Source organism: Pseudomonas sp. NBRC 111138, assembly GCF_001320835.1.
GTDB classification, from domain to species: Bacteria; Pseudomonadota; Gammaproteobacteria; order Pseudomonadales; family Pseudomonadaceae; genus Aquipseudomonas; species Aquipseudomonas paracarnis.
Genome location: NZ_BCBO01000005.1, coordinates 34778 through 57416 on the forward strand (window position 1 = coordinate 34778; position 22639 = coordinate 57416).

The 22639-nt window shown below is 61.5% G+C and carries 24 protein-coding genes and 1 other RNA gene; 11 read left to right on the forward strand and 14 right to left on the reverse strand.

Annotated features, from left to right (window positions below; all coding sequences use genetic code 11):
• Positions 1–85: 85 nt before the first annotated feature.
• Both argA and argE read right to left on the reverse strand, forming a co-directional pair.
• Positions 86–1384 (reverse strand): amino-acid N-acetyltransferase, encoded by a 1299-nt coding sequence (argA, locus tag APH41_RS01335; protein WP_003195273.1) that lies wholly within the window; start codon positions 1382–1384, stop codon positions 86–88.
• A 133-nt stretch (positions 1385–1517) separates the two neighbouring features.
• A complete protein-coding gene (argE, locus tag APH41_RS01340; RefSeq protein WP_054917073.1) occupies positions 1518–2666 on the reverse strand; it encodes an acetylornithine deacetylase in 1149 nt (382 codons plus the stop codon).
• Positions 2667–2824: 158 nt separating this feature from the next.
• Between argE and APH41_RS01345 the strand changes: the two genes are divergently transcribed.
• Positions 2825–4192: an inorganic triphosphatase gene (locus APH41_RS01345; RefSeq protein ID WP_020301821.1), complete on the forward strand. Its 1368-nt coding sequence runs from the start codon at positions 2825–2827 to the stop codon at positions 4190–4192.
• A gap of 127 nt (positions 4193–4319) precedes the next feature.
• Here the strand turns inward: APH41_RS01345 and APH41_RS01350 are convergent, their stop codons facing one another.
• On the reverse strand, positions 4320–4790 hold the full coding sequence (locus APH41_RS01350; protein ID WP_054896032.1) for an Lrp/AsnC family transcriptional regulator: 471 nt from the start codon (positions 4788–4790) through the stop codon (positions 4320–4322).
• Positions 4791–4917: 127 nt separating this feature from the next.
• On the opposite strand from APH41_RS01350, the gene APH41_RS01355 reads away from it, so the two are divergent.
• From APH41_RS01355 to APH41_RS01370, 4 genes are all read left to right on the forward strand, one after another.
• Positions 4918–5256: a hypothetical protein gene (locus APH41_RS01355; RefSeq protein ID WP_014720398.1), complete on the forward strand. Its 339-nt coding sequence runs from the start codon at positions 4918–4920 to the stop codon at positions 5254–5256.
• A 79-nt stretch (positions 5257–5335) separates the two neighbouring features.
• Positions 5336–7033: a GspE/PulE family protein gene (locus APH41_RS01360; RefSeq protein WP_054917074.1), complete on the forward strand. Its 1698-nt coding sequence runs from the start codon at positions 5336–5338 to the stop codon at positions 7031–7033.
• A gap of 78 nt (positions 7034–7111) precedes the next feature.
• Positions 7112–7426 carry a DUF2388 domain-containing protein gene (locus tag APH41_RS01365; RefSeq protein WP_003176799.1) on the forward strand — a complete coding sequence of 105 codons (315 nt, stop codon included), beginning with the start codon at positions 7112–7114 and terminating at the stop codon, positions 7424–7426.
• 164 nt (positions 7427–7590) lie between these two features.
• Positions 7591–8733 (forward strand): DegT/DnrJ/EryC1/StrS aminotransferase family protein, encoded by a 1143-nt coding sequence (locus tag APH41_RS01370; protein ID WP_034129003.1) that lies wholly within the window; start codon positions 7591–7593, stop codon positions 8731–8733.
• Positions 8734–8877: 144 nt separating this feature from the next.
• Here the strand turns inward: APH41_RS01370 and gcvH are convergent, their stop codons facing one another.
• The 9 genes from gcvH to APH41_RS01415 form a co-directional block, all read right to left on the reverse strand.
• Positions 8878–9261 (reverse strand): glycine cleavage system protein GcvH, encoded by a 384-nt coding sequence (gene gcvH, locus APH41_RS01375; RefSeq protein ID WP_054895989.1) that lies wholly within the window; start codon positions 9259–9261, stop codon positions 8878–8880.
• Between the two features lie 52 nt (positions 9262–9313).
• Entirely contained in the window at positions 9314–10396 is a 1083-nt protein-coding gene (gene gcvT, locus APH41_RS01380) for a glycine cleavage system aminomethyltransferase GcvT (RefSeq protein WP_034129004.1), read from the reverse strand.
• Positions 10397–10552: 156 nt separating this feature from the next.
• Positions 10553–12169: an iron ABC transporter permease gene (locus APH41_RS01385; protein WP_020301817.1), complete on the reverse strand. Its 1617-nt coding sequence runs from the start codon at positions 12167–12169 to the stop codon at positions 10553–10555.
• A gap of 202 nt (positions 12170–12371) precedes the next feature.
• Positions 12372–13376 (reverse strand): extracellular solute-binding protein, encoded by a 1005-nt coding sequence (locus tag APH41_RS01390; RefSeq protein ID WP_014720404.1) that lies wholly within the window; start codon positions 13374–13376, stop codon positions 12372–12374.
• A 162-nt stretch (positions 13377–13538) separates the two neighbouring features.
• Positions 13539–14756 carry a 2-octaprenyl-3-methyl-6-methoxy-1,4-benzoquinol hydroxylase gene (locus tag APH41_RS01395; RefSeq protein ID WP_177333541.1) on the reverse strand — a complete coding sequence of 406 codons (1218 nt, stop codon included), beginning with the start codon at positions 14754–14756 and terminating at the stop codon, positions 13539–13541.
• Between the two features lie 8 nt (positions 14757–14764).
• On the reverse strand, positions 14765–15250 hold the full coding sequence (locus APH41_RS01400; RefSeq protein ID WP_054917078.1) for a DUF4442 domain-containing protein: 486 nt from the start codon (positions 15248–15250) through the stop codon (positions 14765–14767).
• Positions 15243–16430, reverse strand: a complete 1188-nt coding sequence (gene ubiH / locus APH41_RS01405; protein WP_054895992.1) for a 2-octaprenyl-6-methoxyphenyl hydroxylase — start codon at positions 16428–16430, stop codon at positions 15243–15245. Before ubiH ends, APH41_RS01400 begins: the two co-directional genes overlap by 8 nt.
• Positions 16427–17749 (reverse strand): Xaa-Pro aminopeptidase, encoded by a 1323-nt coding sequence (gene pepP, locus APH41_RS01410; RefSeq protein ID WP_034129009.1) that lies wholly within the window; start codon positions 17747–17749, stop codon positions 16427–16429. Before pepP ends, ubiH begins: the two co-directional genes overlap by 4 nt.
• A 21-nt stretch (positions 17750–17770) precedes the next feature.
• Positions 17771–18328 carry a YecA family protein gene (locus APH41_RS01415; RefSeq protein ID WP_054917081.1) on the reverse strand — a complete coding sequence of 186 codons (558 nt, stop codon included), beginning with the start codon at positions 18326–18328 and terminating at the stop codon, positions 17771–17773.
• A 138-nt stretch (positions 18329–18466) separates the two neighbouring features.
• Here APH41_RS01415 and APH41_RS01420 point away from each other — a divergent pair, with 138 nt between their 5' ends.
• From APH41_RS01420 to APH41_RS01430, 4 genes are all read left to right on the forward strand, one after another.
• Positions 18467–18676, forward strand: a complete 210-nt coding sequence (locus APH41_RS01420) for a TIGR02449 family protein (protein ID WP_003177365.1) — start codon at positions 18467–18469, stop codon at positions 18674–18676.
• Entirely contained in the window at positions 18673–18990 is a 318-nt protein-coding gene (locus APH41_RS01425; protein WP_054895993.1) for a cell division protein ZapA, read from the forward strand. The genes APH41_RS01420 and APH41_RS01425 overlap by 4 nt, the downstream gene beginning before the upstream one ends.
• A gap of 30 nt (positions 18991–19020) precedes the next feature.
• Positions 19021–19199: non-coding RNA, 6S RNA (gene ssrS / locus APH41_RS27755), on the forward strand.
• A gap of 57 nt (positions 19200–19256) precedes the next feature.
• The gene (locus APH41_RS01430) at positions 19257–19889 is read left to right on the forward strand and encodes a 5-formyltetrahydrofolate cyclo-ligase (protein WP_054917082.1); all 633 of its coding nucleotides are present in this window, start codon (positions 19257–19259) and stop codon (positions 19887–19889) included.
• 9 nt (positions 19890–19898) lie between these two features.
• Here APH41_RS01430 and APH41_RS28970 read toward each other — a convergent pair whose 3' ends face one another.
• Positions 19899–20048: a hypothetical protein gene (locus tag APH41_RS28970; protein WP_010207387.1), complete on the reverse strand. Its 150-nt coding sequence runs from the start codon at positions 20046–20048 to the stop codon at positions 19899–19901.
• Positions 20049–20243: 195 nt separating this feature from the next.
• On the opposite strand from APH41_RS28970, the gene APH41_RS01435 reads away from it, so the two are divergent.
• The gene (locus APH41_RS01435; RefSeq protein WP_054917084.1) at positions 20244–20693 is read left to right on the forward strand and encodes an EVE domain-containing protein; all 450 of its coding nucleotides are present in this window, start codon (positions 20244–20246) and stop codon (positions 20691–20693) included.
• Between the two features lie 115 nt (positions 20694–20808).
• Here the strand turns inward: APH41_RS01435 and APH41_RS01440 are convergent, their stop codons facing one another.
• Positions 20809–21216, reverse strand: coding sequence for a flagellar basal body-associated protein FliL (locus APH41_RS01440; RefSeq protein WP_014720413.1), 408 nt, complete (start codon positions 21214–21216; stop codon positions 20809–20811).
• 150 nt (positions 21217–21366) lie between these two features.
• Here APH41_RS01440 and APH41_RS01445 point away from each other — a divergent pair, with 150 nt between their 5' ends.
• Positions 21367–22344 (forward strand): NADPH:quinone oxidoreductase family protein, encoded by a 978-nt coding sequence (locus tag APH41_RS01445; protein ID WP_054917086.1) that lies wholly within the window; start codon positions 21367–21369, stop codon positions 22342–22344.
• Positions 22345–22639 lie beyond the last annotated feature (295 nt).

Consider the following 22639-nt stretch of genomic DNA (forward strand, 5'->3'; position numbering starts at 1 on the left):
CTGCGATACCAGCAACTCGGTCCTTCAGATAAACCGAGGCGCCACTATCGCAGGCAAGCCAGCTCCCACACAGAGCCGTACTCTTTTACAGGGCCTTTTCAAAGATCTTGGAGTTGCGCTGATAGTTGTACAGCGACGCTCGCGCCGACGGCAGGCGGTCCACGCTGCTGGGTACAAAGCCGCGTTCGCGGAACCAATGGGCCGTGCGCGTGGTGAGTACAAAGAGGGTTTTCAAGCCTTGGGCGCGTGCCCGGGTCTGGATGCGTTCGAGCAACACATCGCCTCGCGCGCCGTGGCGGTACTCCGGGTTCACTGCCAGGCACGCCAACTCCCCCGCATCCGAATCCGCGATCTGATACAGCGCCGCGCAGGCGATGATCATGCCTTCGCGCTCGACCACGCTGAACTGCTCGATCTCACGCTCCAGCACTTCCCGCGAACGGCGCACCAGAATGCCCTGCTCTTCCAGCGGGCTGATCAGGTCCAGCAAGCCGCCGACGTCTTCAATCGCCGCTTCGCGCACCAGTTCGAATTGTTCCTGGGCCACCAGCGTACCGCCACCATCGCGGGTGAACAGTTCGGTAAGCAAAGCGCCATCTTCGGCGTAGCTGACGATATGGCTGCGCCCTACTCCACCCCGGCAGGCTTCGGCAGCGGCATCGAGCAGTTCGGCTTGATAGTTGCTGCCCAGGCGTTGCAGGTGCGCGGGTACTTGTTGTGGGCGCAATTCACGCACCAGGCGGCCGTTCTCATCGATCAGACCGGGATCGGCGCCGAACAGCAGCAACTTGTCGGCGCCCAGGTCGATGGCGGCGCGGGTGGCGACGTCTTCGCAGGCCAGGTTGAAGATCTCGCCGGTGGGCGAATACCCCAGGGGCGAGAGCAGCACGATAGAGCGCTCATCCAACAGGCGGTTGATGCCCTTGCGGTCGACCCGGCGCACTTCGCCGGTGTGGTGGTAGTCCACGCCTTCAAGCACGCCGATTGGCCGTGCGGTGACCAGGTTGCCGCTGGCCACACGCAGGCGCGAGCCCTGCATCGGCGATGACGCCATGTCCATGGACAAGCGCGCCTCGATGGCAATGCGCAAATGACCCACCGCGTCGATCACACACTCCAGCGTCGCAGCATCGGTGATGCGCAAGCCTTCGTGGTAAGCCGGGGTAAGGCCGCGTGCTTCAAGGCGGGTTTCGATTTGCGGGCGCGAGCCGTGCACCAGCACCAGGCGCACACCCAGGCTGTGAAGCAGCACCAGGTCGTGGACGATATTGCCGAAGTTGGGGTGGTCTACACCATCGCCGGGCAGCATGACCACAAAAGTGCAGTCGCGGTGGGCATTGATGTAGGGCGAAGCGTGACGAAGCCAGTTGACGTATTCGGGCATAACACCTGGGCCTGTAATAAAAAGCAGCCAAATAAAGGATCAATCGTGAAAGCGCACAGCGGCTGATGGTTATCGTCGGAACAGGCTTGGCGACACGCTCACTCTCCTTATGTACGAATGGGCAGGGGTTAATTTATGCAGGTTTCAGGCAGTAGTGTTCGATCAGTTCCCGCAATAGACGCACTGTAGGCGTCAAGCGTGACATTTCAAGGTACTCGCCAGGCTGGTGGGCGCAGGCAATGTCGCCAGGGCCGAGCACCAGGGTTTCGCAACCAAGGCGCTGAAGATAAGGCGCTTCGGTGCCGAACGCTACTGCTTCGGCACGATGACCGGTCAAACGTTCCGCCACCCGCACCAACTCGGCGTCTTCGGGCTGCTCAAAGGGTGGCACTTCGGGGAACAACGGCGCGTAGTCGATCTTGACCTTATGCCGCTCGGCCAGGGGTTCGAGCTTCTGGCGGATCGCGGCGCGCAGCACCTCGGGGTCCATGCCCGGCAGGGGTCGCAGGTCGAACTCCAGGGAGCACTGGCCGCAGATGCGGTTGGGGTTGTCGCCGCCGTGAATGCAGCCGAAGTTCATCGTCGGCTGCGGCACGCTGAATTGCGCGTTGCGGTACTCGCGCTGCCAGGCCAAGCGCAGGCCGCGCAGTTCGCCGATGGCGTCATGCATGGCTTCCAGGGCGCTGTGGCCCAGGCTGGGGTCCGACGAGTGGCCACTGCGCCCGAGGATCTCGATGCGTTCCATCATCACGCCCTTGTGCAGGCGGATCGGCTTGAGCCCGGTCGGCTCGCCGATCACCGCTGCACGACCTAATGGGCGCCCCGCCTCGGCCAGCGCACGGGCACCGGACATGGAGCTTTCCTCGTCACAAGTGGCAAGGATCAACAGCGGTTGCTTGAAGGGTTGGTCCAGCAGCGGCAACACCGCGTCGATAACCAGTGCGAAAAACCCCTTCATGTCACAACTGCCCAGCCCTACCCAGCGGCCGTCGACTTCCGTCAGCTTGAGCGGGTCGGTGCTCCACAGCGCCGCGTCATACGGCACGGTATCGCTATGCCCCGCCAACACCAAGCCACCGGGGCCGCTGCCGAAACTGGCCAACAGGTTGAACTTGCCGGGGCTGACTTGTTGGATATCGATGGCAAAGCCCAGGTCGCCCAGCCAAGCGGCGAGCAGGTCAATCACCGGGCGGTTGCTCTGGTCGAGAGACGCCTGGGTGCAGCTCACCGACGGCGCGGCGATCAAGGCGGCGAACTGCTCTTTCATGGACGGTAACGGCATGCGCGGTCTCCCAACTTCCCGGATGAACCTCACTATAGAGGCATCTGCGCAACACAATAAACCGTTGCGGCACGTTGCCGGGCTCAGTCCTGTACACTGCACGACCTTGGCAGCCACACTTTTCCCCGGCTGCGCTCCCGATCCTGGATTTTCCGGCCATGCAGAAAGAAACCGAAATCAAGCTACGCGTCAGCCGCGAAACACTCGCCGCGCTGCGTGAGCACCCGTTACTGAAAAAACGCAACAAAAGTGGCTGGGAACGCCGTGAGTTGATGAACCAGTACTTCGACACCCCCGAGCGTGACCTGGCCCAGGCCAAGGTTGCCCTGCGCCTGCGCAAGGACGGTGACGACATCATCCAGACCCTCAAGACCCGCGGCCAAAGCGTCGCCGGCTTGTCGGAACGCAACGAATACAACTGGGACCTGCCCAAAGCCAAGCTCGACGTGAAGAAACTCGATGGCGAGTGCTGGCCCGAGCAACTGGCCGAGCTGGACAAAAAGACTCTCAAGCCGATCTTCACCACCGACTTCGTGCGTGAACGCGCCGAGATCGCCTGGGGCCGTGGCAAGGCCAAGGTGGTGATCGAAGCCGCCCTGGACCTGGGCCATGTGGTGGTCGGCAAGCAGAAAGAAGAAATCTGCGAGCTGGAACTGGAACTGCGCGAAGGCGAACCGGCGGCCCTGCTGGAACTGGCCGCCGAGCTGGCCGCAACCCTGGCCCTGATGCCGTGCGACATCAGCAAGGCCGAACGCGGCTATCGCCTGTATGACGCCAGTAGCTATTCCCTGAGCCTGCCGGCGCCACAGATCCACGCCGAAATGCCATTGGACGACGCCTTCGCCGCGATCCTGTGGCACCTGCTGGGCAGCAGCCAGCGCCTGGCTGAGCAATACCGCTTCAATGGCCACTGGCGCCTGTTGCAGGACTGGGTCGAGAACCTCGGCGAGTTGCGCGCCCTGATCGGCAGCCTCGGCCAGGCCGCGCCACGCCAATCCACCAGCGAACTGCGCAGCGCCCTGGATGCGTTGCTGGAAGACTGGCGCCCGCTGGTCCAGGCCGGTGACGACGATGAAGACATTCGCAAAGCCGCGCCGGAACAGTTCATCGAAGAGCTGCAAGACGTGCGCTGGGGCCTGTTCTCACTCAACCTCTCGCGCTGGCTGCTGGCTCGCACCTGGACGGCCGAACGTAACGTGCGCGGCAACCGCCAGGGCGCTGCGCAAATTACCAACTGGCTGCCACGCCTGTTGGCCGACGACGCTGTCGCCCTGCAACTGCAGCGCTACCAGCAACAGCCGGAAGACCTGGCCGAGCAACTGCCGCGCATCGAACGCATCCAGGCCTGGCTGCACCATGCGCGCCATGTGGTGGACATTCCTGAGCTGGACCGTTTGTACGGCGAGCTGAACAAGCTGGCGCACCTGGCCAACCAGCCGATTACCGATGAATCGCTGGATGCGCGTATGCACCAGGCGATTGCGGTTTATCAGAATCGTGCCTGGAAGACCCTTCTGCGCCTGTAAGTCACTCTACCTGTAGGAGCGAGCTTGCTCGCGAAAAACCCGAGAGCGATGTGGGGAGCCAGGCTTCCCGCGTTATCGTTAACGATCTTCGCGAGCAAGCTCGCTCCTACAGTCAATGGCATGCCTGTCAGCGCAATACTGGCAGGCTGGTGGTGGACTTGATCTCCGACAGCGCCACAATCGAGTTGACCTCCTGAATCCCTGGCACCATCGACAACTTCTCGAAGAAAAACCGCTCGTACGCCTCGATATCCGAGGTGACGATACGCAGCAGAAAGTCCACCGCCCCCATCAGCACATAGCACTCCAACACTTCCGGAAACCCGCGAATCGCCTCGGTGAACTCGGTGAAATTGGAGCGACCGTGGGCGTTGAGTTTGACCTCGGCGAAAATCTGCGTGTTGAGCCCGATTTTCTTGCGGTCCAGCAGGGTGACCTGGCCGCGGATCACGCCCTCCTCCTTGAGCCGCTGAATACGCCGCCAGCATGGCGACTGCGACAGGCCGACCTGCTCGGCAATCTGTGCACTGGAGAGCGAGGCATCCTCTTGCAGCAAGGCCAGGATGCGGCGGTCGTAGGCGTCCAACTCATTGTGCATAAAAGTACCCATGAATAGGCTTATCTTGAATTGTTCTGGTCGATTTATCGCCAAACAGGCTTATTTTAGATAAGAAATCTCCCCAGGCGAATGTAAAAATTTCTCCAGTCTAAACTGGAGAGTCAGCATGCATGCCGTCGAAACCGCCTACCCCGCCACCCGCGTCGATGCGTGGGCCGCCAATAGCAGCCACTGCCAGGCGCACTATCGCATCGTCGCCGAGGCTGAACCGGACGTGCTGTGCCGGGTGCTGAACTACTTCGCGCTGCAATTGCTCACGCCCACCCAGGTCAGCATGAACCGGGAAGCCGACCTGCTGAGCATCGATATCGTGATGACCGGCCTGAGCTGGCACCGCGCCCAGGTGATCGGTGAAAAGATTCGAAACCTGATCAGCGTCTGCACCCTGGAACTGTGGTCCGCTGATTCCGAGCGGCCTCAAGCGCTGGCGGCGATGGCGCAGTAAAAACCGGCAATACAAGCGCCAGCAGGATCTTCAGCGGCTGGCTAGCCTGGGATTACCCCCACGCCCCAGGAAAACCTGCATGCCCGTCGCCACTCACGATCACCCCTTGGAACTGCAGCAATTATTGCCGGCGTTGGTCGAGCAAGGGCTGATCACGGCGCAGGCGGCGCAAAAGGTGGCGCCAGCGTCCGGCAGCCAGCATCCCTTGGAATGCATCGCAGCCCAGGGCCCTTGCGTGGAGACCTTGACCCAATGGCTGGCCCGGCAGGTAGGCCAACCTTACCTGCGCATCGACCCGTTGAAGATTGATGTGGCAGCCGTGGTGCCGTTGATGTCCCACGCCTTTGCCCAGCGCCACGGCATTCTCGCAGTCGCCGTCGATACTCACAGCGTGACGATCGCCAGTGCCCAACCCCATGTCACCACCTGGGAAGCCGGGCTGTCCCAGGTGCTCAGACGCACGATCAAGCGCGTGGTTGCCAACCCCAGCGATATCCAGCGCTGTATCAACGAGTTTTACCGTTTAGCCAAGTCCGTCAGCGGTGCGGATGAAAAGATGACGACGCCTGGCAATCTCGACTTGCTCAGCCTCGGCGCCAGCGACAAGGAGCCGGATGCCAACGACGCGCATATCGTCAACATCGTCGACTGGCTGCTGCAGTACGCCTTTGGCCAACGAGCCAGCGATATCCATATCGAGCCCTGCCGCGACCAGGGTCGGGTGCGCTTTCGCATTGATGGGCTGCTGCATGACGTCTATCAATTTCCCCCACAGGTCACCATGGCCGTGGTCAGCCGCCTGAAAAGCCTGGGGCGAATGAACGTGGCCGAAAAACGCAAACCCCAGGATGGCCGCGTCAAGACCCGGAACCCTGCGGGTGTCGAAGTGGAATTGCGGCTTTCGACCCTGCCCACGGCATTCGGCGAAAAACTGGTGATGCGAATTTTCGACCCACAAGTGCTGCTCAAGGACTTTGACCAGTTGGGTTTGTCCAGCGCCGACCAGCAGCGCTGGCACGCCATGACGCGACGCAGCCACGGCATCATCCTCGTCACCGGCCCCACCGGCTCAGGCAAGACCAGCACCCTCTACACCACCCTCAGGCAGCTGGCGACCCGCGAGGTCAACCTGTGCACGGTGGAAGACCCGATTGAAATGGTCGAGCCGGCCTTCAACCAGATGCAGGTCCAGCACAACATCGACCTCACGTTCGCCAGCGGCATCCGCGCCCTGCTGCGCCAGGACCCGGACATCATCATGATCGGCGAAATCCGCGACCAGGAAACCGCAGAGATGGCTATCCAGGCCGCGCTGACCGGGCACCTGGTTTTCTCGACCTTGCACACCAACGATGCACCCAGCGCCATCAGCCGCCTGCAGGAACTGGGCGTTGCTCACTATTTGATCAAAGCTACGCTCATAGGTGTGATGGCGCAGCGCCTGGTGCGGCTGCTGTGCAGCCATTGCAAGCGCCCGCTGGGCCAGGAGGACGCTGACGGCTGCGAAGCCGTCGGCTGTGCGCAATGCCGTGACAGCGGTTATCGAGGCAGGGCCGGGCTGTATGAAATCATGCTCATGGACCCGGCACTCCAAGCGCTGGTCACCCCGGGCGCGGACGTACAAGCGCTGCGCCGTGAGGCACTGGCGCAGGGCATGAGCAGCCTGCGCATGGCCGGTGTCGAGAAAGTGAAGGCCGGCCTGACCACGATGACGGAGGTATTGCGGGTCACGCCAGGGGATTCAGAAACAAATTCTTCGGGTTTGATCGAGTACTGAAACTGTTTAGTCAGTGATGGAACTGGATCGGGTTAACTACAATCAAAACGTACAGATAACCCACCGGAGTCACCCATCATGCGTCTCAAATATGCTGTCGCAACCCTCGCTGTGCTTTCCCTACCTGTCGGCTCAGCCATGGCCGATAGCTTCTGGCGTAATGTCATCTCGTCGGGCGCCACCACTGGCTCGACTTACCTGACCTTCAAGGACCACAAGCTGGTGGTCGCCGCCCAGGACGACGCGGGCAGCTTCGTCGCCAGCGACGGCGGCATTCGCGGCCCGTATCTGGAAGCGGCCATGCAGAAGGTCCGCGCCGATAACCCTGGCCTCCAAGCCACGGACATGGAACTGGCTAACGCCATCCTGGCGAAGAATGCTGTAACCGAGTAACAACTGCCCTCATAAAAAATGCCGCTTTCTCAAGCGGCATTTTTTTGCCTGCTGCATGACGAATCGTTCATGGATGACAGGCTATATTCAGTCTCAGCGTGCAACCATGCCCTACTGACTCGTCTATCTTTCATTGCCTACCTGAAACGGATGCCTTCTTCGTCATGAGCCAACAGCCCTTCCTGCCGTTTTCCAAACCGACCATTGATGAAGCCACCATTTCGGCGGTCGGCGATGTTCTGCGTTCCGGCTGGATCACCAGCGGACCAAAGGTGCAGGCGTTCGAAGCACAGCTGTCGGACTATTTTGGCGGCCGTCCGGTGCGCACCTTCAACTCGGGCACCTGCACCATGGAGATCGCCTTGCGCATCGCCGGGATCGGGCCTGGGGATGAAGTCATCACCACCCCAATCTCCTGGGTTGCCACGGCCAACGTGATTCTCGAAGTCGGCGCCACTCCGGTCTTTGCCGACATCGACCCGGTGACACGCAATATCGACCTGGCCCAGGTAGAAGCGGCCATTACTCCGCGCACCAAGGCGATAATCCCGGTCTACCTGGCCGGCTTGCCTGTGGATATGCCGATGCTCTACGCGCTGGCCAACAAGTACAACCTGCGTATTGTCGAAGATGCTGCCCAGGCCCTGGGGTCCAGCTGGGATGGAGAACGCATCGGCGCAACCGGCGACTTCGTGTCCTTCAGCTTCCAGGCGAACAAGAACATCACGTCGTCCGAAGGCGGCTGCCTGGTGTTGAACAATGCCGAGGAGGCCCGTCTGGCAGAGAAGTACCGACTGCAAGGCGTCACCCGCAGCGGCTTCGATGGCCTGGATGTGGATGTGCTGGGTGGCAAGTTCAACATGACCGACATTGCCGCCGCCATAGGCCTGGGGCAATTTGCGCACATCGAGAAGATCACCGCCCATCGTCAGAACCTGGCACGACACTACTTCAAATGCTTTGGCAGCGATTTCGAAGCCCAATACGGCGCGCAACTGCCGCCGGCCGACTTCGAAAACAGCAACTGGCACCTGTTCCAACTGGTATTGCCGGAGCGCCAGGATGGCCTGCCAGCCCGCGCCACGTTCATGGAACAGATGCAGGCCCACGGCGTGGGTATCGGCTATCACTACCCGCCGATCCACCTGCTGAGCCTGTATCGGGCACAGGGTTTCAAGGAAGGCATGTTCCCGGTGGCGGAGCGTGTTGGGCGTTTGATTGTGTCGTTGCCGATGTTCACGGCGATGACAGAGGCGGATGTGGAACGGGCTGTAGCGGCCGTTAAAGCCGTATTGAAAAGAGACTGATCACAACCGGCAGACACACCCCAATCAACTGTGGGAGCTGGCTTGCCTGCGATGCTGGCACCTCGGTGTATCGGTGATACCCGGGTGATCCAATCGCAGGCAAGCCAGCTCCCACATTGATTTGTGTCGTTGTAACTATGGCGTTTATTCGCCGATGGCGGCTTTGTAGCCCGCGGCATCCAGCAGCTTGTCCAGCTCGGCCTTGTCGCTTGGCTTGAGCTTGAAGATCCACGCGCCGTAAGGGTCAGAGTTCAACAGCTCAGGACTGCCACTCAAGTCCTCGTTGACAGCAATCACTTCGCCCGCAATCGGCGAGTAGATGTCCGAAGCGGCCTTGACCGACTCCACCACACCCGCTTGATCTTCAGCGGCAAACACCTTGCCCACTTCGGTCAGTTCAACAAACACCACATCACCCAAAGCTTCCTGTGCATGGTCGGAGATCCCGACGGTCACGGTGCCGTCAGCTTCCAGACGGGCCCATTCGTGACTTTCGGCAAAACGCAGGTCGGCAGGGATATTGCTCATAGTCTGTGTCCTCAAGATGAAATGTCAGCGGCCTTTGGCCTGCCGGAATTGGTTAGATCAGGGTTTTGCCATGACGCACGAAGGTCGGCTTGACCACTCGAACCGGATACCACTTGCCGCGGATTTCCACTTCGGCCCGGTCGGCAGTCGCCGTCGGCACACGCGCCAGCGCAATGGATTTGCTTAGCGTAGGCGAGAAACTACCACTGGTGATCTCTCCTTCGCCAACATTGGCGATACGAACCACCTGATGAGCACGCAGCACGCCACGCTCTTCGAGAACGAGCCCCACCAGTTTGAACTGCACGCCGGCCGCTTTTTCTGCTTCCAGCGCAGCGCGGCCAATGAAGTTACGCTCGACCGGTTCCCAGGCGATGCTCCAGGCCATGTTGGCCGCCAGGGGCGAGACGGCCTGGTGAATATCCTGGCCATAGAGGTTCATGCCAGCCTCAAGGCGCAAGGTGTCGCGCGCACCGAGACCGATGGGGGAAATGCCCGCGCCCACCAGATCGTTGAAAAAGCCCGGTGCCTGATCAGCCGGCAGCACGATTTCGAGGCCGTCTTCGCCGGTATAGCCGGTGCGGGCGATAAACCAGTCACCGTCGGCCCGGCCTTCGAACGGCTTGAGCTGGTGGATCAGGGTGCCACGGGACTGGGTCACCAGTTCGGCGATTTTCTGCCGGGCGTGGGGGCCTTGGATGGCGAGCATGGCCAACTCTGACCGCTCATGCAGCTGCACTGAGTAGGTGCCCAGTTGCGCCTGCATCCAGGCCATGTCCTGATCGCGGGTGGCGGCGTTGACCACCAGGCGGTAACCGGTTTCGGTGCGGTAGACGATCATGTCGTCCACCACCCCGCCCTGCTCGTTGAGCATGGCGCTGTATAACGCACGGCCACAGCCATGCAGTCGGTCGACATCATTGGCCAGCAGGTACTGGAGCCATTCCTTGGCCTGGGGGCCGGTGACATCGATCACGGTCATATGAGATACATCGAAGACCCCGCAGTCACGTCGCACCTGGTGGTGCTCTTCAACTTGCGAGCCGTAATGCAAAGGCATATCCCAACCGCCAAAATCGACCATTTTCGCGCCGAGGGCGAGATGCAGGTCATACAGAGGCGTACGCTGTCCCATGGGTTTCTCCTTCCGGGCTTGGCGAAGGCGCGCAGAGCTGCCACTTGCGCTGAACACCTCGTACTACAAGGCCCGCAGCCACATACAGCAGGTCGATCCGAAAGACGGAGCGCACCGAATGCCGCGCATTGTAGCCTCAAGCCGTAGGACTGGCACCTAACCGATTTGCCGAGCCGAGCGACGAATCAGCCCGATGACCGGCAACAAGCCAACCAGCACAAGGGTCAGCGCCGGCAAAGACGCCCGCGCCCATTCGCCTTCACTGGTCATTTCAAAGATGCGGACCGCCAGGGTGTCCCAACCAAACGGGCGCATCAGCAAGGTGGCGGGCATTTCCTTGAGCACATCCACAAACACCAGCAGCGCTGCGCTCAACGTGCCCGGCAGCAATAACGGCAGATACACTTTGCAAAACAGCCGTGGGCCGCTCACGCCAAGGCTGCGTGCCGCTTCGGGCAGTGACGGACGGATTCGCGCCAGGCTGTTTTCCAGCGGCCCGTAGGCCACCGCCAGGAACCGCACCAGGTACGCCAGCACCAGTGCCGACAGGCTGCCCAGCAGCAAAGGCTTGCCCGCCCCGCCCAGCCATCCGGAGAGCGGCACCACCAACTCGCGGTCCAGGTAACTGAACGCCAGCATGATGGACACCGCCAGCACCGAGCCTGGCAAGGCATAGCCGACATTGGCCAGGCTGATACCGGAGCGAATCGCCCGGGTGGGCGCCAGACGGTTGGCAAAGGCCAGTATCAGCGCCACGCTGACAGTGATCAGCGCTGCGATACCGCCCAGGTAAAGGGTATGCACGATCAGCCCGGTGTAACGTTCATCCAGGTCGAAGCGGCCACGCTGCCAGAACCACGCCACCAGTTGCAGCATCGGAATCACGAACGCACAGGCGAAGACCAGGCTGCACCACGCGCTGGCCGCCACGGCTTTGAACCCGCGCAGGTGGTACAACGCCTTGCCCCGTGGGCGCTCATTGCTCGGTCGGCTGGCCCCGCGCGCACGTCGCTCGCCATACAGCACCAGCATCACTACCAGCAGCAGCAGGCTGGCCAGTTGCGCGGCACTGGACAGGCTGAAAAAGCCGTACCAGGTTTTATAGATTGCGGTGGTAAAGGTGTCGAAATTGAACACCGAGACCGCACCAAAATCCGCGAGCGTCTCCATCAGCGCCAAGGCCACACCGGCACCAATCGCTGGCCGCGCCATTGGCAATGCCACGCGCCAGAACGCTTGCCATGGCGATTGCCCCAGCACCCGCGCCGCTTCCATCAAGCCTTTGCCCTGGGCCAGGAACGCGCTGCGCGCCAGCAGGTAGACATAGGGGTAGAACACCAGCACCAACACAATGACCACGCCGCTGGTAGAGCGTACCCGCGGCAAACGCAGCCCGGTGCCGAACCACTCGCGCAGCAGGGTTTGCACCGGACCGGCGAAATCCAGCAGGCCCACGAACACAAAGGCCAGCACATAGGCAGGGATTGCAAAGGGCAACATCAGTGCCCAATCGAGCCAGCGCCGCCCGGGGAACTCGCACAGGCTGGTCAGCCAGGCCAGGCTGACGCCGAGCAGCGTCACGCCCAGGCCGACACCGAGCACCAGGGTCAAGGTGTTGCCCAGCAAGCGGGGCATCTGAGTGTCCCAGAGGTGCGACCAGATCTGCGGGTCGATGCTTTGCCAGGACAGCAGCAGCACGCTCAGCGGCAACAGCACCAGGGCGGCGACGCTGAAAACCGGCAGGTACCAGCGACGTTGGGCGGGGTGGGCCAAGAGCAAACTCTCTGTAAACAGGCTATCTGAAGGCAGACAAAAACAGTGTGGGAGGGGGAGGCCCTGATGCCTGTAGGAGCGAGCTTGCTCGCGAAAAACTCACAGACGCCGCGTTTATTCAGAAAACACGCGTTATCGTTGACGTTTTTCGCGAGCAAGCTCGCTCCTACAGATATTAGGGCTTGCCTCCTACAAATTGTACTCAGTTCCAGCCAGCGCGATCCATCAGGCGAATCGCTTCGGCCTGGCGCTTGCCTGCCACTTCCACCGGCAAGGTATCGGCCACGAACTTGCCCCAGGTCGCCACTTCCGCCGATGGCGGTACCGCCGGGTTGGCCGGGAATTCCTGGTTGACGTCGGCGAAGATCTTCTGCGCCTCAGGCGTGGTCATCCACTCCACCAGCGCCTTGGCCGCTTCCGGGTGCGGTGCGTGCTGGGTCAGGCCGATGCCAGAGAGGTTCACATGCACGCCGCGGTCGCCCTGGTTCGGCCAGAACAACTTCACTGCCAGGTCTGGCTTCTGCTTGTGCAGGCGACCGTAGTAATAGGTGTTGACGATACCCACGTCGCACTGCCCGGCGTTGATCGCCTCCAGCACGGCGATGTCATCGGAGAACACGTCGGTGGAGAGGTTATTCACCCAACCCTTGATGATTTCTTCGGTCTTGGCCGCGCCATGGGTCTCGATCAACGTGGCGGTCAGCGACTGGTTATAGACTTTTTTCGCCGTGCGCAGGCACAGGCGGCCTTCCCACTGCTTGTCGGCCAGGGCTTCGTAGGTGGTCAGGTCGCCCGGCTTTACCCGGTCGGTGGAATAGGCGATCGTTCGCGCACGCAGGCTCAAACCGGTCCAGGCGTGGGCCGATGAGCGATATTGCAGAGGAATGTTCTTGTCGATGACAGGAGAGGTGAACGGTTGCAGGATGCCCATCTGCTCGGCCTGCCAGAGGTTACCGGCGTCAACGGTGAGCAGCAGGTCGGCGGTGGCGTTCTCGCCCTCGGCCTTGATGCGCTGCATCAACGGGGCTTCCTTGTCGGTGATGAACTTGACCTGTACGCCGGTCTTTTTGGTGTAGGCGTCGAACACGGGCTTGATCAGTTCGTCGATACGCGAGGAGTAGACCACGACTTCGTCGGCCGCCTGCACGGTGGTGCTGCCGATCAGGGTGAGTGCCAGGGCAGTCAGGAGGCGCTTGGGTGCCAACATGGGTGCGGTCTCTCATTTGCAAATGGAGGGCAAATGATAAGGACTCACATTTGGTAACGCTTGGTGGAGGCGTTACCAGATGTTGCACAGCCAGAATATGCGCTGGAGCTGATGGCCTCATCGCGGGCAAGCCCGGCTCCCACAGAGGGTTGTATTGTCAGTTCAGGGTTTGGCGAGTTCGGGGAGATCGCCAGTCAATCCCAGTGCCTGGCGCACAAACACGGCTTTGGCTTCGGGCATCTGGTCGACGATTTTCAAACCCGCGTTGCGCAACCAGCGCAGCGGCAGTTGATCGGCCTGGAACAAGCGCTCAAAGCCTTCCATCGCCGCCATCAGCGCCAGGTTATGGGGCATGCGGCGCCGCTCGTAACGGCTCAGCACTTTCACATCGGCCAGGCGCTCGCTGCGCTCGGTCGCCGCCAACAGCACTTCGGCCAGCACGGCTGCATCGAGGAACCCCAGGTTGACGCCCTGCCCCGCCAACGGGTGAATGACGTGGGCGGCGTCGCCGATCAACGCCAGGCCTTCGGCCACATAACGTTTGGCATGGCGCTGGCGCAACGGTACGCACACACGCGGGTCGGCACTAACCACAGTGCCCAAGCGCCCCTCGAAGGCACGCTCCAGTTCCCGACAGAAGCGTTCATCATCCAGCGCCATCAAGCGCTCAGCCTCCGCGGGCGTGGTCGACCAGACAATCGAGCACCAGTCTTCCTGCCCATCGCGCACCAGCGGCAGGAACGCCAACGGGCCGGTGTCGGTGAAACGTTGCCACGCGGTGCGCTGGTGCGGCTGACTGCTGCGCACGCTGGTGACGATGGCGTTGTGCAGGTAATCCCATTCGCGGGTAGGTGTACCGGTCAGGCGGCGTACGGCGGAGTTGGCACCGTCGGCGGCCACCACCAGCGGCGCGCGCAGCTTGCGGCCGTCGGCCAGGGTCAACAACCAGTCATCGCCGGATCGGCGCATCTGTTCCAGGCGCGCATTGGCCAGCAGGCCGAGGTCGCAGTCATGCAGGCGATCGAGCAAGGCATCCTGCACCACGCGGTTCTCGACGATATGCCCAAGCACCTCCGCATGCACGCTGGCCGCCGAGAAGTGGATCTGCCCAGTGCCGCTGCCGTCCCATACCTGCATTTCGCCATAGGGGCTGGCACGCCGCTCTACGATGCCGTCCCACACGCCCAGGCGCTCAAGAATGCGCTGGCTGGCCGCCGACAGCGCGCTTACCCGTGGTTCAAACGCCGCAGCCGGTTCAAACGGCTTGACGCTCAACGGGCTGCCGTCGAGCAGCAGCACCTGCAGGCCACTGCCCTGCAACGCCAGCGCCAGGGCGCTTCCGACCATTCCGGCCCCGACAATCAGCACATCTGCGCGCATGTCCATATTCAAACCTGTCTCGCTGGCGGCTTGCGCCGCACATAAAGGGTTTTGTCGACCCGCGCCACCAGGGTGCCGGAGCCGTCATGAATCTCGACCTTGAGGTGGGGCAGATATTTCTCGCCACCTGCGGTCTGGCGCCGGATTTCATCGAGCAAAGTGTCGTCGATGGAGAATTCGGCATACACCGGGCCTTTGCCCGGCGAGATGAAGTCGATACTCGCAGCCTTGTCCCACACGATGTAGTCGCGGCCCAGGTTTTCCATCAACAGCAACATGTAGAACGGATCGACCATCGAATACAGGCTGCCGCCAAATTGCGTACCGACGTAATTGCGGTTGTACCAACCCAGGCCCATGCGCACCTTGGCATGCCGGAAGTCGGCACTCAGTGCCTGCACCCGCACCCCGGCGCCGAGGTACGGCGGGTACAGGGTGAGGAACCAGCGCAACAGCCGCGCCTTACCCACGCGTTGGGTTAGCCACTTACGCATCGGAACGCGTACCCAGGCCCATGGCCTGGCGGGCGAACCAGCGTTTGGCTGGTGGCAACAGGTCGAGGCCGAGCAAGCCCATATTGCGGCCCAGCGCCACCAACGGTTGGGCACTGCCAAACAGGCGCGTGACCTGGTCGGAGAAGCCTACGGTGAGTTGCTGGTCCAGGCGCTGGCGCTCGCGATAGCTTTGCAAAGTCGCCAGGTCACCCGGCACAGCAGGCCCGGCCAGCAGCGCTTCGGCCAAGGCATTGGCATCGCGCAGAGACAGATTGAACCCCTGCCCGGCAATCGGGTGCAGGCTATGGGCGGCATTGCCGAGGACCGCCAGGTGCGAACGCACTTGCTCTTCGGCTTCCACCAGGGTCAACGGGTACAGGTGGCGGGCACCCACTTGCTTGAGGGTGCCCAGGCGATACCCGAACACACCCTGCAGTTCGCTCAGGAAGCTACGCTCGTCGAGGCTGGCCAAGCGCTGGGCGTCCATGCCGATGCGGGTCCAGACCAGCGCGCAACGGTTGTCCGGCAGCGGCAGCAAGGCCATGGGGCCTTCATCGGTAAAGCGCTCGAACGCCTCGCCATTGTGCGCTTCGCTCGGGGTGATGTTGGCGATCAGCGCGCTCTGGTTGTAGGGCCGGGTTTTCACGCCAATGCCCAGTTGCTCTCGCAGGCCGGAACGGCCGCCATCGGCCAGTACCGCAAGGTCGCATTCCAGCACGGTTTCATCGTTGAGGGTCAGGCGATAGCCATCGGGCAGAGGCTCCATGCGCGTGACTTCCGCCGGGCAGCGCCAGCTCACCACGTCCTTGTCCAAGCCTTGCCACAGGCATTGGCCGAGCCAGGCGTTTTCCACCACATAACCCAGGGCTGGCACGCCCTCCTCCATCGCGGACAAACGCGCGGTGGAGAAGCGCCCACGGTCCGATACATGGATCTGCTTGATCGGCTCCGCACGTCGGGAAATGGCATGCCACAGGCCCAGCCGCTGGTAAATCTGGCGCGCGCCAAACGACAGCGCGGAAGAGCGCGCATCGTAGCTCGGTTGGTAACTGTCGCCCGGTGCAAAGGGCTCGATCAGCACGATCTTCCAACCCCGCGCCTTGGCCCCCGCTTGCAACGCCAGGGCCAGGCTGGCGCCCACCAGGCCACCGCCGATAATCGCCAGGTTGACCCGGCTCATCGGGCAGCCGCCATCAACGCCTCGATCTCGGCAACGGTCTTGGGCACGCCGCCAGTCAGGATTTCACAGCCTTGCTTGGTCACTACCACGTCGTCCTCGATGCGCACGCCAATGCCACGCCATTTTTTTGCCACGTTCTGGTTGTCCGGGGAAATATAGATGCCCGGCTCCACGGTCAAGGCCATGCCCACTTCCAGCACGCGCCATTCACCGCCCACTTTGTACTCGCCCACATCATGCACATCCATGCCCAGCCAGTGGCCGGCACGGTGCATGTAGAAGGCGCGGTAGGCTTCGCTGGCGATCAACTCGTCAACGTCACCTTGCAACAACCCCAGCTTCACCAGGCCGGCGGTGATGACCTGCACGGTCGCCTCATGGGCCTGGTTCCAATGTTTGTTCGGCGCGATCTGCTTGAAGGCGGCTTCCTGGGAGGCCAGCACAATCTCGTAGATCGCCTTCTGCTCCGGCGAAAACTTGCCGTTGACCGGCCAGGTACGGGTGATGTCGCTGGCGTAGCAATCGATCTCACACCCGGCGTCGATCAGCACCAGGTCGCCGTCCTTGAGCACCGCGTCATTCTGCTGGTAATGCAGGATGCAGCTGTTGCGCCCGGCGGCGACGATGGAGCCATAGGCCGGCATCTTCGCGCCGCCTTTGCGAAACTCGTAATCCAGCTCGGCTTCCAGGCTGAACTCATGCAGGCCGGCACGGCTGGCCTGCATCGCCCGCACATGGGCCGCACAGGAAATTCGCGCTGCCTCGCGCATCACCTTCACTTCTGCCGCCGATTTATACAGGCGCATATCGTGGAGCAAATGATCCAGGGCAACGAATTCGTTCGGCGGCTGGGCGCCCAGGTGTGCTTTTGAACGGATCACGTTGATCCACTCCATCACGTGCCGGTCGAACTCGGCATTGCTGCCCATGGCCGAGTACACACGGTCGCGACCTTCGATCAGGCCGGGCAGGATGTCGTCGATATCGGTAATGGGGAAGGCGTCATCCGCGCCAAAGTCGCGAATCGCGCCCTCGGTGCCCGCACGCAGGCCGTCCCACAATTCGCGCTCGGCATTGCGCTCGCGGCAGAACAGCACGTACTCGCCGTGTTGGCGACCGGGCATCAGCACGATCACCGCTTCGGGCTCGGGGAAACCGCTCAGGTACTGGAAATCGCTGTCCTGGCGGTAAACATGCTCGACATCGCGGTTGCGGATGGCCACGGCGGCGGCCGGCAGGATCGCGATGCTGTTGGGTTCCATCTGCGCCATGAGCGCCTTGCGGCGACGGGTGTATTCCGCTTTGGGGATATGAATCATGGGCAGATGGGCTTCCTTTCTTTAGTGCAACGACGGCTTGGCAGCGACCGGCTCAGCGGACTTCTTGGTCTCGGTGAACAGCAGCAACGGCGCGACGCGCAGGTATTCCATGACTTCCATGTAGTCGCCTTCGCCATCTTCGGACTCTTCCAGGGCATCTTGCACCTGTGAGATCGCCGCCAGGTCCTGCAGCACTTCCTTGGCGTCGGTGCTCAGCTCCAGGCCGCCGGCATTCACGCCGAAACCGTGGAGGAAACCCTGGCACCATTGGCCCAGGGCAGCAGCGCGCTCGGTAAGCGGCGCGTCATCGGTCGGCAGCAGCAGGACCACGGTGACGTCGTCACCGGTCAACTCGCCCTTGACCATCTCTTGCAGGCCGATCAACGCATTGCGCACGTTCTCGGTGGGTTCGGTTTCCAGCAACTCGGCCACATCGGCCAGCCAGTTGTCGGCATCAAAGCCCACACCGGTGCAACTGCGGCCCAACAGCACGCCGTGCAGTTCGGCAGGCGAGCAAGGGTGGCCGCTGGTGCTCAGCAGTTTGGAAAAAGCGTCGTACGGGGAATTTTGAATGGGCATGGTGAGCTAGGCGCCAGACGGCGCAATGTCTAGAATGGAGCGCTGTATCCTAGCACCGGCAGACGTACCAAGACTATCGAGGGCGTCAGATCGTTTATCCTGCAGTTGCCATTCATCAGACAAATCCAGTGGAACCCAATGGAAGACACCGACCTGCAAGCGCTGATGGCCAGACTCGAACTGCTAATTGATCGGGTCGAGCAACTTAAGAGTCAAAACGGACTCCTATTAGCTCAGGAAAAGACCTGGCGCGAGGAACGCGCTCACCTCATTGAAAAAAACGAAATCGCCCGGCGTAAGGTCGAATCGATGATTTCGCGCCTGAAGGCCCTGGAGCAAGACTCATGAGTTCAAGCAATAGCGTTACCGTGCAGATCCTCGACAAAGAATATTCGATCATCTGCCCCCAGGAAGAACGCAGCAACCTGGTGAGCGCTGCCCGCTACCTGGACGGCAAGATGCGCGAAATCCGCAGCAGCGGCAAAGTGATTGGCGCCGACCGCATCGCTGTGATGGCCGCGCTGAATATCACCCACGACCTGCTGCATAAGCAGGAGCGCCCTGACGTACAGGCCAGTGGTTCGACGCGCGAGCAGGTGCGTGACCTGCTTGATCGCGTGGATCTGGCGCTTTCCACCGATTCAGACACACCCAAGGGCTGATTGCCGAGCGGGTTTAAGGTATACTCGCCCCACTCCCTGGCGTGTTTGCCAGTCGGCGATGTCCCTGAGCCGATTCGCACTACCCTGGAAGTTGCACGTTGGGCTGGTGTGCATGTCCGCTAGACGGAAAGCCTTAAAGCCTACTGCTTCTTCCACCTTGAACTTTCGGGTTCAAGGGCTAAGTCGACAGCGGCTCTGTCGGGGAGCCTGAATTCCCAAACTCAATGCCAGTCCCCGGACTGGCATTGTTTTATGAGCCGAAAATCATGACCGAACCTGCGCCGCTATCTCGTCCGCAACTTCGACGCATGTTGCGCAAGGCCCGCCGCGCCCTCACGCCAAGCGAGCAGCGCCAGGCCGCTCAGGGTGTGTACCGGCAACTGGCACAGCACCCGCTGTTTCGCCGGGCCAAACATATCTCTTTATATCTGCCCACGGACGGTGAAATCGATCCGCGCCTGCTGCTGCGTGCGGCCCAGCGCCGCGGCAAAGCCACTTACCTGCCGGTGCTCAGCGCCTGGCCGCGCACCAAGATGGTGTTCCAGCGCGTACGGCCTGGGGATAAGTTGCTGCCCAACCGCTTTCGCATCCTTGAACCACGGGTCAATGCCCATCGTCAGCGCCAAGTCTGGGCGCTGGACCTGGTGTTATTGCCGTTGGTGGGGTTCGACGATGTGGGTGGGCGCCTGGGCATGGGCGGCGGGTTCTACGATCGCAGCCTGGCCTATCTTGCCCGCCGCCAGAGCTGGCGCAAGCCAACGCTGCTGGGGCTGGCCCATGAATGCCAGAAAGTCGAACGCCTGGCGCAGGCGAGTTGGGATGTGCCGTTGGCGGGGACGGTGACTGATACGCAGTGGTATGACGCACAAACGCCGCTGGAAACAGCGGCGCCTTGGTGAATGCTTGAGTTAACGCTTGAACGGTTGTGGCTGCTGCTGAGCCAGTTCAACCGGTGCATCGGTCTTGTTCGACCACAGGCTCTGGGCATAACCGGTGGTCACGACGCCCAGACCAAACAAAATAACCAAAATCCATAGTAAATCCGGCTTACGTTGCATCGATTGCCCCCCTTTCAGGCACCTCGTACACGATGACAACAACGTTCCAAAGTAGTCCGTTGCAGCTGCGTCAAGCTTAAAAGCGCGCATTCTGCGGTAACGTGAACCAACACGCAAACCTTGACGCCAACCGACTGTCGGTTTGTCATGCAATTGCCCGACAACTTGCCCAATGCCTTTTTCAGGAGCCCAACAATGGCCTACTGGCTGATGAAATCCGAGCCCGACGAACTCTCTATCAACGGCCTGGAGAAGCTCGGCGAAGCGCGCTGGGACGGGGTACGCAACTATCAGGCCCGCAACTTTTTGCGCGCCATGGCCGTGGGCGACGAGTTTTTCTTCTACCATTCCAGTTGCCCGGAGCCAGGGATTGCCGGCATCGGCAAAATCACTCGGGCCGCCTATCCGGACCCCACTGCGCTGGAACCAGAAAGCCACTATTTCGACGCCAAGGCCACCCCGGAGAAAAACCCGTGGAGCGCGATCGATGTCACACATGTGCAAACCTTCTCCAAGGTGCTGGGGCTCGGCTATCTAAAACAGCAAACTGCACTGGCTGAAATGCCGCTGGTGCAAAAGGGCAGTCGGCTTTCGGTCATGGCGGTCACACCGGAGCAGTGGGCAGCGGTCCTGCAGTTGCTTTAATTGACACTGGCTTCTTGCGGTGCCTGTCAGGGCCTCTTCGCGGGCAAGCCCGCTCCCACACTGGAAATGCGAGCCCCTGTGGGAGCGGGCTTGCCCGCGATAGTCGCGCAGCGACTTACTGGATGATCAGGTTGTTGAACAGCAGGTCTTCTACCACTGGCTTGCCGGTTTCATCGTTCATCACCTGCTGCGTTTGCTTCAACGCTTCCTGACGCAGCTTTTCCTTGCCTTCCACACTGCTCATGGTCTCGTTGGTCTGCTGGGTAAACAGCGCGACCAGTTGGTTGCGAATCAACGGGTCGTTGGCCTTGACCAGCTTCGCCGCCTCATCACCGGTCACGCGCAGTGCAATGTCGGCCTTGTAGACCTTGAGCTTGGCGGTGCCATCCAGGCCGTAATTGCCCACGAACGGCGGGCTCAGGCTGATATAGCTGACCTTCGGCGCCTCGCCCTCTTTGGCCTCTTCGGCCTGGGCTGCCATCGGCAAGGTCAGGGCCAGCATCAACAGGATCCACGCTTTCACAGTTCATTCCTCGAATTCGGTTGCCGGGTAGCATAACGCTAGCAAGGCTGAGCACAAGCTTATGGGGGCTTATCAGGCGCGGGCATGCTCGTTGACCCACGGGCGTTCCCTCCTACACTTATCGGCCACGACGCCAAAAGGAATAGTCCGATGAAAGCTGTGCTGTGCAAAGCCTTCGGCCCCGCCGAAACCCTGGTGCTGGAAGAGATCGCCAGCCCCGCGATCAAGAAGAACGAAATCCTGTTGGACGTGCACGCCGCCGGGGTGAATTTCCCGGACACCCTGATCATCGAAGGCAAATACCAGTTCAAGCCGCCCTTTCCGTTCTCCCCCGGTGGCGAAGCGGCAGGCGTGGTCAGTGAAGTGGGTGAGAAAGTCAGCCATCTGAAAGTCGGTGACCGTGTGATGGCGCTGACCGGCTGGGGCAGCTTTGCCGAGCAGGTCGCGGTGCCCGGCTATAACGTGCTGCCGATCCCGCCGAGCATGGATTTCAACACCGCCGCCGCCTTCAGCATGACGTACGGCACCTCCATGCATGCGCTGAAACAACGCGCCAACCTGCAACCCGGCGAGACCTTGCTGGTGCTTGGTGCGTCCGGCGGCGTGGGCCTGGCCGCCGTGGAGATCGGCAAGGCCATGGGCGCCCGGGTGATTGCCGCCGCCAGCAGCGCCGACAAGCTCGCAGTGGCCAAGACCGCTGGCGCCGATGAGCTGATCAACTACAGCGAAGCCAGCCTCAAGGATGAGGTCAAGCGCCTGACCGATGGCAATGGCGCCGATGTTATCTACGACCCGGTGGGTGGCGACCTGTTTGACCAGGCCATTCGTTCGATCGCCTGGAATGGGCGGCTGCTGGTGGTGGGGTTCGCCAGTGGGCGTATTCCTGAACTGCCGGTGAACCTGGCGCTGCTCAAGGGCGCAGCGGTGGTCGGGGTGTTCTGGGGCTCGTTTGCCCAGCGCCAGCCGCAGGACAATGCAGCGAATTTCCAGCAGTTGTTCACCTGGTATGGCGAGGGCAAGCTCAAGCCATTGGTGTCGCAGGTGTATCCGCTGGAACAGGCCGCAAAGGCGATCAATGATCTGGGACAGCGCAAGGCGGTGGGTAAGGTCGTCGTTCAGACCCGCTGAAATAGGGTCAGTGTGGGAGCTGGCTTGCCTGCGATAGCCATAGGTGTCTACACAACTTCGCAGCGACGCTGAACCTGTGGCGAGGGAGCTTGCTCCCGTGACGACCTACCAACCGACGCAGATCTGCCTGACACGCCACGATCCAAATGTGGGAGCTGGCTTGCCTGCGAAGTCGGCCTAACGGTCAACGCAGTTGGACCGGGTACATATCCTTTATTTAGGTAACGGCCACCTAGGGTTCCGCCCTGACGGCGGCTCACTTTCGAAAAGCGCGAAAGTAAGCAAAGCGCTCTTG

Excerpts from the sequence above, each read along its gene's own strand:
- argA (WP_003195273.1), bottom strand. The coding sequence starts at position 1,384 with ATGCCCGAATACGTCAACTGGCTTCGTCACGCTTCGCCCTACATCAAT.
- argE (WP_054917073.1), bottom strand. The coding sequence starts at position 2,666 with ATGCCGTTACCGTCCATGAAAGAGCAGTTCGCCGCCTTGATCGCCGCG.
- APH41_RS01345 (WP_020301821.1), top strand. The coding sequence starts at position 2,825 with ATGCAGAAAGAAACCGAAATCAAGCTACGCGTCAGCCGCGAAACACTC.
- APH41_RS01350 (WP_054896032.1), bottom strand. The coding sequence starts at position 4,790 with ATGCACAATGAGTTGGACGCCTACGACCGCCGCATCCTGGCCTTGCTG.
- APH41_RS01355 (WP_014720398.1), top strand. The coding sequence starts at position 4,918 with ATGCATGCCGTCGAAACCGCCTACCCCGCCACCCGCGTCGATGCGTGG.
- APH41_RS01360 (WP_054917074.1), top strand. The coding sequence starts at position 5,336 with ATGCCCGTCGCCACTCACGATCACCCCTTGGAACTGCAGCAATTATTG.
- APH41_RS01365 (WP_003176799.1), top strand. The coding sequence starts at position 7,112 with ATGCGTCTCAAATATGCTGTCGCAACCCTCGCTGTGCTTTCCCTACCT.
- APH41_RS01370 (WP_034129003.1), top strand. The coding sequence starts at position 7,591 with ATGAGCCAACAGCCCTTCCTGCCGTTTTCCAAACCGACCATTGATGAA.
- gcvH (WP_054895989.1), bottom strand. The coding sequence starts at position 9,261 with ATGAGCAATATCCCTGCCGACCTGCGTTTTGCCGAAAGTCACGAATGG.
- gcvT (WP_034129004.1), bottom strand. The coding sequence starts at position 10,396 with ATGGGACAGCGTACGCCTCTGTATGACCTGCATCTCGCCCTCGGCGCG.
- APH41_RS01390 (WP_014720404.1), bottom strand. The coding sequence starts at position 13,376 with ATGTTGGCACCCAAGCGCCTCCTGACTGCCCTGGCACTCACCCTGATC.
- APH41_RS01395 (WP_177333541.1), bottom strand. The coding sequence starts at position 14,756 with ATGCGCGCAGATGTGCTGATTGTCGGGGCCGGAATGGTCGGAAGCGCC.
- APH41_RS01400 (WP_054917078.1), bottom strand. The coding sequence starts at position 15,250 with ATGCGTAAGTGGCTAACCCAACGCGTGGGTAAGGCGCGGCTGTTGCGC.
- ubiH (WP_054895992.1), bottom strand. The coding sequence starts at position 16,430 with ATGAGCCGGGTCAACCTGGCGATTATCGGCGGTGGCCTGGTGGGCGCC.
- pepP (WP_034129009.1), bottom strand. The coding sequence starts at position 17,749 with ATGATTCATATCCCCAAAGCGGAATACACCCGTCGCCGCAAGGCGCTC.
- APH41_RS01415 (WP_054917081.1), bottom strand. The coding sequence starts at position 18,328 with ATGCCCATTCAAAATTCCCCGTACGACGCTTTTTCCAAACTGCTGAGC.
- APH41_RS01420 (WP_003177365.1), top strand. The coding sequence starts at position 18,467 with ATGGAAGACACCGACCTGCAAGCGCTGATGGCCAGACTCGAACTGCTA.
- APH41_RS01425 (WP_054895993.1), top strand. The coding sequence starts at position 18,673 with ATGAGTTCAAGCAATAGCGTTACCGTGCAGATCCTCGACAAAGAATAT.
- APH41_RS01430 (WP_054917082.1), top strand. The coding sequence starts at position 19,257 with ATGACCGAACCTGCGCCGCTATCTCGTCCGCAACTTCGACGCATGTTG.
- APH41_RS28970 (WP_010207387.1), bottom strand. The coding sequence starts at position 20,048 with ATGCAACGTAAGCCGGATTTACTATGGATTTTGGTTATTTTGTTTGGT.
- APH41_RS01435 (WP_054917084.1), top strand. The coding sequence starts at position 20,244 with ATGGCCTACTGGCTGATGAAATCCGAGCCCGACGAACTCTCTATCAAC.
- APH41_RS01445 (WP_054917086.1), top strand. The coding sequence starts at position 21,367 with ATGAAAGCTGTGCTGTGCAAAGCCTTCGGCCCCGCCGAAACCCTGGTG.